This window comes from Magnetospirillum fulvum MGU-K5, assembly GCF_000442515.1.
GTDB lineage: Bacteria > Pseudomonadota > Alphaproteobacteria > Rhodospirillales > Magnetospirillaceae > Phaeospirillum > Phaeospirillum fulvum_B.
Map to the genome: position 1 here is coordinate 1 of NZ_AQPH01000098.1, position 9,085 is coordinate 9,085.

At 63.9% G+C, this 9,085-nt stretch carries 10 protein-coding genes; 9 read left to right on the top strand and 1 reads right to left on the bottom strand.

Features of this window, described 5'->3' with window-relative positions; genetic code table 11:
* Nucleotides 1–126 precede the first annotated feature (126 nt).
* Nucleotides 127–945 (bottom strand): lysozyme family protein, encoded by an 819-nt coding sequence (locus tag K678_RS16060; protein ID WP_021133528.1) that lies wholly within the window; start codon nucleotides 943–945, stop codon nucleotides 127–129.
* A 217-nt stretch (nucleotides 946–1,162) separates the two neighbouring features.
* Here K678_RS16060 and nifA point away from each other — a divergent pair, with 217 nt between their 5' ends.
* The 9 genes from nifA to K678_RS16105 all read left to right on the top strand — a co-directional run.
* The gene (nifA, locus tag K678_RS16065; RefSeq protein ID WP_039853567.1) at nucleotides 1,163–2,869 is read left to right on the top strand and encodes a nif-specific transcriptional activator NifA; all 1,707 of its coding nucleotides are present in this window, start codon (nucleotides 1,163–1,165) and stop codon (nucleotides 2,867–2,869) included.
* Nucleotides 2,870–2,918: 49 nt separating this feature from the next.
* Nucleotides 2,919–3,758 carry a hypothetical protein gene (locus tag K678_RS16070; RefSeq protein ID WP_231376282.1) on the top strand — a complete coding sequence of 280 codons (840 nt, stop codon included), beginning with the start codon at nucleotides 2,919–2,921 and terminating at the stop codon, nucleotides 3,756–3,758.
* 154 nt (nucleotides 3,759–3,912) lie between these two features.
* On the top strand, nucleotides 3,913–5,385 hold the full coding sequence (gene nifB / locus K678_RS16075; RefSeq protein WP_039853569.1) for a nitrogenase cofactor biosynthesis protein NifB: 1,473 nt from the start codon (nucleotides 3,913–3,915) through the stop codon (nucleotides 5,383–5,385).
* A gap of 29 nt (nucleotides 5,386–5,414) precedes the next feature.
* Nucleotides 5,415–5,600, top strand: coding sequence for a 4Fe-4S binding protein (locus tag K678_RS16080; RefSeq protein WP_021133532.1), 186 nt, complete (start codon nucleotides 5,415–5,417; stop codon nucleotides 5,598–5,600).
* Nucleotides 5,601–5,637: 37 nt separating this feature from the next.
* Entirely contained in the window at nucleotides 5,638–5,922 is a 285-nt protein-coding gene (locus tag K678_RS16085; RefSeq protein ID WP_021133533.1) for a nitrogen fixation protein NifZ, read from the top strand.
* Nucleotides 5,923–5,961: 39 nt separating this feature from the next.
* Nucleotides 5,962–6,174 (top strand): putative nitrogen fixation protein NifT, encoded by a 213-nt coding sequence (gene nifT / locus K678_RS16090; protein WP_021133534.1) that lies wholly within the window; start codon nucleotides 5,962–5,964, stop codon nucleotides 6,172–6,174.
* 25 nt (nucleotides 6,175–6,199) lie between these two features.
* Nucleotides 6,200–7,057 (top strand): SIR2 family NAD-dependent protein deacylase, encoded by an 858-nt coding sequence (locus K678_RS16095; RefSeq protein WP_021133535.1) that lies wholly within the window; start codon nucleotides 6,200–6,202, stop codon nucleotides 7,055–7,057.
* Nucleotides 7,058–7,118: 61 nt separating this feature from the next.
* Nucleotides 7,119–7,502, top strand: coding sequence for a 2Fe-2S iron-sulfur cluster-binding protein (locus K678_RS16100; protein WP_021133536.1), 384 nt, complete (start codon nucleotides 7,119–7,121; stop codon nucleotides 7,500–7,502).
* A 237-nt stretch (nucleotides 7,503–7,739) separates the two neighbouring features.
* Nucleotides 7,740–9,085: ribulose-bisphosphate carboxylase (locus K678_RS16105; protein ID WP_021133537.1), on the top strand; the 1,346-nt coding region annotated here is incomplete at its 3' end.

Here is a 9,085-nt window from a genome sequence, read left to right on the forward strand (position 1 = left end):
GCGGCGGCCCGCGCCGAAGACGACGCGGCAGCCCCGAAAGAGTAAACGGGGATCGGGGGCGTCATGCCCCCGCGCCTGCGGGCCTCGCGAGCCGTGCAGGAACACCAACCGTTCCGGAATGATGTATCAGCGCCGAGCCAGCAGTAATTGGGCGCGGGCTTCCTGATAACGCGCCCGACGAAGCTGATATTCGGCCACCCGCGCCATCCGATAGGCTTCGGCGATGCGGATTTCCTCGGCCCGTCCGGCCTCGGCCTTGGCACGAGAGTCGCGGCGGGCCTGTTCGTCACGCGACAGCGCGGTCTGAACCGAGGGCGGCCGCGACGGCGACGAAGGCGGCGGCTTGACCCGCGTGGCCGAGGCCAGACGCGGGGTATCGTCCTCGCCACCGATCCGATCCCAGATTTTCATCAGCTTTTCGCGATAGGCGGCGGCCAGGCTGGGAGTCTGGGAATGGTAATAAGATGCCGCCGTCGGCCAGTGGCCGGTCGCGTCGTGCAACCCGGTCAGGAAGCGGGCGGCATAGGCGACGTTGGCGGCGGGGTCGAACGCCTCGTCCAGATCGGCAAAGGCGGTGGGGTGGTAGCGCAGATTGACCTGCATGCAGCCGACATCGATATTCTGCACCCCGCGCGCTTTCAGCCGCCGGACTTCGGCGATCGCTTCGGCCTTGGTGGGAAGATATCGCCCCTCGCCCTCGGCCATCACCGTCCACGGCCAGGCAATTGTTGCCCGGCGGCCGGAATCGTACCGGCCGGATTCGAGGATCGAGATCGACTGAAGCAGACCGGACGGGATGCCGTAGCTGCGTTCCGCCGCCGTCACTTCGGCGGAGCAAAGGGCGTCCAGCGGCAGCGGAGGCACGGCGTGGGCCGGAGACGCGGCAATCACGACGCCCAGCAGCGCCAGTCCTCCCCGCCCCCATTTCGTTAAGCCCCAGCGCATCGCCCTGCTCCGACCGGTGAATCACCGTCAGATCACCTGCATCTACCGTGCCAGGATCACGCCGAGCCGCTGCGGACAGTTGTGGGTGGACGCACCCACTCGATTTGCATAACAATGAGCCCCACATCTTACGAGGGGGGAGAGAAACACGTTCAGTCCGGATAACTCTTTTGTCCGGAAAGGTTGGTTTACGGTCATGGAAGACAGGACTTCGGAAATGCGCTCGACGCGAGAACGGATTGATGACAGCGCCCTGCCGCTGATCGGTATTTATGAGATCAGCAAGATTTTGGGCGCGACGCTTGATCTCGATCAGGCCCTGCGCGAGGTTCTGAACGTGCTGTCCTCATATCTTAACATGCGGCACGGGGCCGTGGTGTTGAGCGACGAGAACAACAAGCCGGTCTTGGCCGCCGTCACCGGAATGTCGCTTCAGGCGGCACGGTCGGGGGCGCTGAAATACCCCTATGCCGCCGCCGCCCAGGTGATTTCGACCAGCATCCCGATGGTGGTGCCCGACATCGCCGACGAGCCCTTGCTGGAATCCTGCGCTGGCAATAACGAGGCGCTGGAAGACGAGCAGATCGCGTTTTACTGCGTCCCGATCAAGACCACCGAGAAGACGATCGGGGCTCTGTCGGTCGAGCGCGCCCAGGACGGCCGCTCCTACGTCGTGTTCGAACACGATTTGCGCTTCCTCACCATGGTCGCGACTCTGATCGCCCAGACCGTCCGGCTGCATCGCAAGGTCCTGGCCGACCGTGAAATGCTGATGGACGACGCCAAGCGCCTGCAAAAGAAGATGACCGAGGTCGCCCAGGTCCAGCCGGTACGCGGGCTTGACGATGTCGTCGGCACCTCCGAAGCGATGGCCAACGTCTTTGCCCAGGTCCAACAGGCGGCACCGACCAAGGCGACGATCCTGTTGCGCGGCGAATCCGGCACCGGCAAGGAGTTGGTTGCCCGCGCCGTCCACGGCCTGTCGCAGCGAGCGCGCAAGCCCTTCATCAAGGTCAATTGCGCTGCCCTGTCGGAAACCGTGCTGGAATCCGAATTGTTCGGCCATGAAAAGGGCGCGTTTACCGGCGCGGTCGCGGAACGCAAGGGCCGGTTCGAACTGGCCAATGGCGGCTCGCTGTTCCTGGACGAGATCGGCGAGATTTCCGCAGGCTTCCAGGCCAAGCTGCTGCGCGTGCTGCAAGAAGGCGAATTCGAGCGGGTCGGCGGGGCCCGGACCATCAAGGTCGATGTCCGCCTGATCGCCGCGACCAACCGCGACCTTGAAGCCGGGGTGGCCGATGGCAGCTTCCGCGCCGATTTGTATTACCGCCTGAACGTCGTGCCGATCTTCCTGCCGCCGCTGCGCGAGCGGACCGGCGACATCCCGCTGCTGGCCAGCTTCTTCCTGGAGCAGTTCAACCGCGAGAACGGCCGCAGCCTGTCCTTCTCGGGCGAGGCGCTCGATGTTCTGAAGCGCTGTTATTTCCCCGGCAATGTCCGCGAACTGGAAAACTGCGTCTATCGCACCGCGACGATGACCAAGGGCGACCAGATCGACGAACTGAACCTGCTCTGTCAGCACGATATCTGTCTGTCCTCGACCCTGTGGCACCACAAACGCCCCGGGGTCGAAGGCGGACAGCAGCCCCCGGCCGCGCCGCCGCCGCTGACCCCCGGCACCGGGCGGGTTTCGGCCCCGATCCCGGTACCGACCGGACCGCTGGCGGCCGCGCCCTGTCCCGCCGCCCCCGTCGGCGATACGGCGGGAGACGAGGAGTCCGACCTGTCCGAGCGCGAACGCCTGATCCAGGCGATGGAGAAATGCGGCTGGGTCCAGGCCAAGGCGGCGCGGATGCTGGGGCTGACCCCCCGCCAGATCGGCTATGCCCTGAAGAAGCACAATATCGAGGTCCGCCAGCTCTGACCGAAGCGGCAGGGCATTGTCCTTGCCGAGGACAAGGTCCTGTGGCTCAATGCCACGGATGGGACCGCAACCAACCACGTTTGTCCGCGCCGCGCCCGGCGCGCCTGCCGACATGGCGGCGCACTTCATGGAGTGTGGCGCGCTCGATACCAATCTCAGCCTTGCCCCTGGCTCCCGTCTGGTGATTACCGACGATCTGCTTGATGGCACCGTCGTCGATGCCGCCGCTTTGTCGATGGCGGCGATCGTCGCCCGCGACGGGCAGGTTGCCCGCGCCGCGCTGATCCCGCTGGGGGTTTCCGCCAGCAAGATGTCGGGTCGCGACCGCGACCGCTACGAACAACTGTTCGCCCTGATCGAGGAATCCGCCTTTGCCCCCCAGGTGCGGGATTCGGCCGAGGCGCTGATCCGCGCCGGGTTCCGCGAGGCACGGATTCGCGATCTGGCCGCCGAACTGGGCGGCACGGTCGGCCCGGCCCGCGAACGCTATCGCGCTTTTCTCGATGTGATCCGCCTGCTGACCGAAGGGCGGATTTCCGACGGCGCGTTTCTGGACGAGTTTCTCGACTTCACCCGTCAGGTCGCGGGCAAGCTCGATTTCGGCATCTATGCGATGTGCGTCGATCGATTGTTCGTCAGCGAGCGGATTCCGCTGTCGGTCAAATCGGCGCTGCTGCTTGAAGTGCTGACCTATCCGCCGCTGATCCGGCGCGAGTTGGTCACCACCCTGCTGGCCTCGACCCGGGTCCCGCCCGAACTGGGGCAACAGGCCCGAAGCGAACTGGTCGTCCGCCTCACCCCGCGCCAGCAAACCGAAATCCGCCTCTATACCTTGCTGAAGCGAAGCTGGCAGGCCCGCCGTCCGATGTCGGAATCCGTCGCGCCCTAGCCCTCCCGTTGTCGTATCCGCGACGGTTTGTCACCCTGTGTCGCGGATACGACAGCCGACAATCCGGCGCCAATCCCAGCATTTCCGCCATTTTTGTAGTTGGCATCCTCCTTGCTTAGTACAGGCTATTCGAGCCCTGACGAGGAGGCCGCCGGTGTCTGGCAATGTCGTTCCCCTAAGCAGCATCACCCGGTCCATGCCGGTCCCCCCGGCTGGCGGATGCGCCTCGTCCTCCTGCGGCGCTCCTTCGGATCGCGGCGACGTTCCCGACCAGGTGTGGGAGCGGATCAAGGACCACCCCTGCTTCAGCGAAGAGGCCCATCATTACTTCGCCCGGATGCATGTCGCAGTGGCTCCCGCCTGCAACATCCAGTGTAATTACTGCAACCGAAAATACGATTGCGCCAACGAGTCCCGCCCCGGCGTCACCAGCGAACGCCTGACCCCCGAACAGGCAGCCCGCAAGGTGATGGCCGTGGCGGCCAAGGTGCCGCAACTGAGCGTGCTGGGCATCGCCGGACCGGGGGATTCGCTGTTCGACTGGCGGCGGACCTTCGAGACCTTCCGCCTTGTCGCCGCGCAGATGCCCGACCTCAAATTCTGTATCTCGACCAATGGTCTGGCCCTGCCCGATCACGTCGATGAACTGGCCCAGTACAATATCGACCACGTCACCATCACCATCAACGCGGTCGATCCCGAGATCGCGACCAAGATCTATCCCTGGATCTATTTCAACGGCCGCCGTCACACCGGGATCGAGGCGGCGAAAATCCTGCTCGACCGCCAGATGGAAGGGCTGGAGCGCCTGACCGCCAAGGGCGTGCTGGTCAAGATCAATTCGGTCCTGATCCCCGGCATCAACGATAGCCATCTGAACGAGGTCAATAAGGCGATCAAGGCGCGCGGCGCCTTCCTGCACAATGTGATGCCGCTGATTTCCGATCCGTCGCACGGCACCCGCTTTGGCCTGGACGGCCAGCGCGGCCCGACCGCCGCCGAGGTCAAGGCGGTGCAGGACAGTTTGGGCGGCGGAGCCCATCTGATGCGCCATTGCCGCCAGTGTCGCGCCGATGCCGTCGGCATGTTGGGGGAAGATTTGTCGCGAGACTTCACCCTGGACAAGATCCCCGAAGCCCCGGTGGTCGATCCCGAACCCCGCCGGGTTTACCGTGAAGTGGTGGCGCGCGAACGGGCCGACCGCGCCCGCGCCGTCGCCGCGGCGACCGCCGGTCTGGCCCAGGCCGCGCCCAAGGCGGCTCCGGCCCGGCTGGTCGCGGTGTGCACAAAGGGTGGCGGGCGAATCAACCAGCACTTTGGTCACGCCCGGGAATTCCACGTCTTCGAAGTCGATGGAGCCGGTGTTCGCTTTTCCGGATTGCGCAAGGCTGATAATTATTGCCTGGGCGGTGAGGGGGACGACGAGCGGATGCCGACGATCCTGGCCGCCCTGGACGGGATAGAGACCATCTTCGTCGCGAAAATCGGCCGCTGTCCGCGTGCCGATCTCGCCAAAGCTGGAATCGAAGCGGTCGACACCCATCCGTTCGAGTATATAGAGAGCGCTGTGGCGGCCTGGTACGCCGAACGGTTCGGCGTCCGGATTGACGCTGCCAGCATCGCCTGAACCATAGCCAGACAAAAAAGGAGAGTGTCATGGCCCTTACGATTAATGCTGACGAGTGCACGTCCTGCGGCGCCTGTGAATTCGAGTGCCCGAACGGCGCGATCAGCCTGAAGAACGACGTCTATGTGATCAAGGCGGCGGCCTGCACCGAATGTGACGGTGACGCGCCGAAGTGCCAGGCGGTGTGCCCGGCCGACGCCATCGTCAAAGCCTGACCGACCGTCTAGGCGCGCCGGGATAAGGAGAACCGTCATGGTTGAACAAGCCCCTGTTGAATTATGGGGACCGCCCGTCTTCGAAAAAGGAGACAAGGTGGTTGCACTTCGCGATGTTCGCAATGACGGCACCTTTCCCGGCGCCAAGATGGGCGAGGTGCTGATCCGCAAGGATGAGATCGGGTACGTCCATTCGGTCGGCAGCTATCTCAACCGCTATTACATCTACGCGATCGACTTCATCGAGACCGCGCGTCTGGTCGGCATGCGTGCCGCCGAACTGCAATTGCTTGAAAAGGCTCCGGACGCCCCGCCGTCCTGACCCGCCCTTTTCCTCCTCTTCCCTGCCAAGGAACCCGTCATGAAGGTCATGCTGCGTAAGGTCGGCGAGAAGTACGAAATCTACGTTCCGAAGAAGGATCTGGAGGAAAAAATCGTCGAGATGGAAAACGGCACACCGTGGGGCGGCAAGATCAAGCTGGCCAACGGCTGGAGCTTTGCCATGCCCGACATGCCCGCCGACACCAAGCTGCCGATCACCGTCGAAGCCCGCAAGATCGGCGACGAGGATTGACGCGGCCGCACCGGAGCCTCGCGTCATGAGCCAATCCCTCTCCCCCACCGCCCTGGCCGCCCAGATCGGGGCCGAAATCGCCGCCGGTCACCTGATCCCCTATCTGGGGCCGGAGGTCCTAGCCCTGGATGCCGAACCGCCGGTGCCGATCGGGGCTCGCCCGCTCGCCCACCTGCTCGGCTCTCGCGTTGCCGTACCGGGGCGCTTTCGCAACAATCTGTGGCACGCCAGCCAATATATCGAGACCCACCGTCACCGCGTCACCCTTGACCGGCTGATGGCGGAAATCTTCCAGCCGGTTCCCACCCCCAACGCTCTGTATCTGTGGCTGGCCGGGTTGGACGGGCTGCCGATGGTCGTCGATACCTGGTATGACGGCGCGATGCGGGCGGCCTTTGCCGCCCGGGGCCGCACCGATTGGGGCCAGATTCAAGGCGCTTCAAAGGCGCGTCGGCTGGATGGCGGGGTGTGGTCACGCACCGTCGATCACGATGGCGCGATTCTGCCCGATGATGCCGCCACTGCCTGGACCACCCTTCTCTACAAACCACACGGCGCCGCCCAGCCCACCGGGGACGTCCTGGTCTCGGATTCCGATTACGTCGAGGTTCTGACCGAAATCGATATCCAGACCCCCATTCCCGACGCGGTCAAACAGCGCCGCACCGGACGTGGATTCGTCTTTCTGGGATGCCGTTTCTACGACCAGATTCTCCGCACCTTTGCCCGCCAGATCGCCAAACATTCCGGCGGTCCGCGCTATGCCGTGGTGCCCGAGGATCTGACCCGCAACGAAATCCGGTTCCTGGAAATCGAGGGCATCACGCCGCTGACTCTGTCACTGGCCGAGGCTGTCGGGATCATCACCAAGACGGAACCGTGATGACGTCCGCCGGAAGGGGGCGGCGGCCCGATCTCCCCGATTCATGCAGAGAGGGAAAAGCATGGCGAACGTGACCTTCAGCTCGCCCATCCTGGACAAGGATGTCACCGTTTACGCGGTGGCGGGCGATACCAAGACCCTTCTGGCCTTGGCCAAGAAGAACGACATTCCGATTCCCTGCCAGTGCCAGGATGGGGAATGCGGTTCCTGCCTTATCAAAGTGACTGTTCTGGGCGATAATCCGCCGCTGGCCGGCCACTTGACCGACAAGGAAAAGCTGACCTTGTCGGTCAACGGCAAGTTGAGCAAGTCCCTGATCGAAAAGATCGAGACGAAGGACTCCCCACCGAGTTATCGTCTGGCCTGTCAGTACATCGTCCGCGACGAGGATATCCTGGTCGAGTTCTCTGGCGAAGCGGGCGTCGAGATCGATCTGCGGCGTTAAATCGCGGAAGCACGTAGATCGACGAAGGGGTGCTCCATCCGGGGCGCCCCTTCTCATTTCCGCCCCAAAACCGCCCACTCCCCCTCCGTTCGGGTGGGAAAAAACCCGCCCATGTAATTGACCCCACTCCCCCTCCGGGTGTTCTCCGCGTGGCTTGAAGCGGTCACAGTGTCGTCCAGCCCAATCGCCCCACTTGTGGTGGGGTTGGACGAGACGCCTTTTTGGAGACCGACGCAGATGGACCAGTCCAGCCGCTATGCCAATCTCTCGCTGACCGAGGAAGACCTGATCGCGGGAGGGCGGCACGTCCTGTGCGCCTACCGGATGAAGCCGAAATCCGGCTATGGCTATCTTGCCACCGCCGCGCATTTCGCCGCCGAATCCTCCACCGGCACCAATGTCGAAGTCTGTACCACCGACGATTTCACCCGCGGCGTCGATGCTCTGGTCTATGAGATCGACGAAACCCGCGAGGTGATGAAGATCGCCTACCCGGTCGAGTTGTTCGACCGCAACATCATCGACGGGCGGGCGATGATCGCCTCGTTCCTGACCCTGACCATCGGCAACAATCAGGGCATGTCCGACGTCGAATACGCCAAGATGCACGATTTCTACGTGCCGCCTGCCTTCTTGCAATTGTTCGACGGCCCCGCCTGCAACATCGCCGACATGTGGCGGGTGCTGGGACGGCCCCAGGTCAATGGCGGCATGGTGGTCGGCACCATCATCAAGCCGAAGCTGGGCCTGCGTCCCCAGCCGTTCGCCGATGCCTGCCACCAGTTCTGGCTGGGCGGCGATTTCATCAAGAACGACGAACCGCAGGGCAATCAGGTCTTCGCGCCGTTGAAGGAAACGATCCGTCTCGTCGCCGACGCGATGAAGCGGGCCCAGGACGCCACCGGCCAGGCCAAGCTGTTCTCGGCCAACATCACCGCCGACGATCCCGCCGAGATGATCGCGCGCGGCCATTACATCCTGGAGACCTTTGCCGAGAACGCCAACCACGTTGCGTTCCTGGTCGATGGTTATGTCGCCGGGCCGACGGCGGTGACGACCTGCCGCCGCAACTTCCCCAGCCAGTTCCTCCACTACCACCGCGCCGGGCACGGTGCGGTGACCAGCAGCCAGTCCAAGCGCGGTTATTCCGTGTTGGTTCACATGAAGATGGCTCGCCTGATCGGGGCCAGCGGCATTCACACCGGCACGATGGGCTATGGCAAGATGGAAGGCGACGCCACCGAAAAGGCGGTCGCTTACATGCTTGAACGTGAAGTGGCTGACGGCCCGTTCTACCGCCAGTTCTGGTATGGGATGAAGGCGTGCACCCCGATCATTTCCGGGGGGATGAACGCACTGCGGCTGCCGGGCTTCTTCACCAATCTGGGCCACTCGAACGTGATCCAGACGTCGGGCGGCGGGGCGTTCGGCCACAAGGCCGGTGCGGTGGCGGGCGCGCTGTCGTTGCGTCAGGCCCATCAAGCCTGGGTCGAGGGCGTCGATCTGGTCGATTACGCCAAGGATCACCCCGAATTGAAGGGGGCGTTCGAATCCTTCCCCGACGATGCTGACCGGTTCTATCC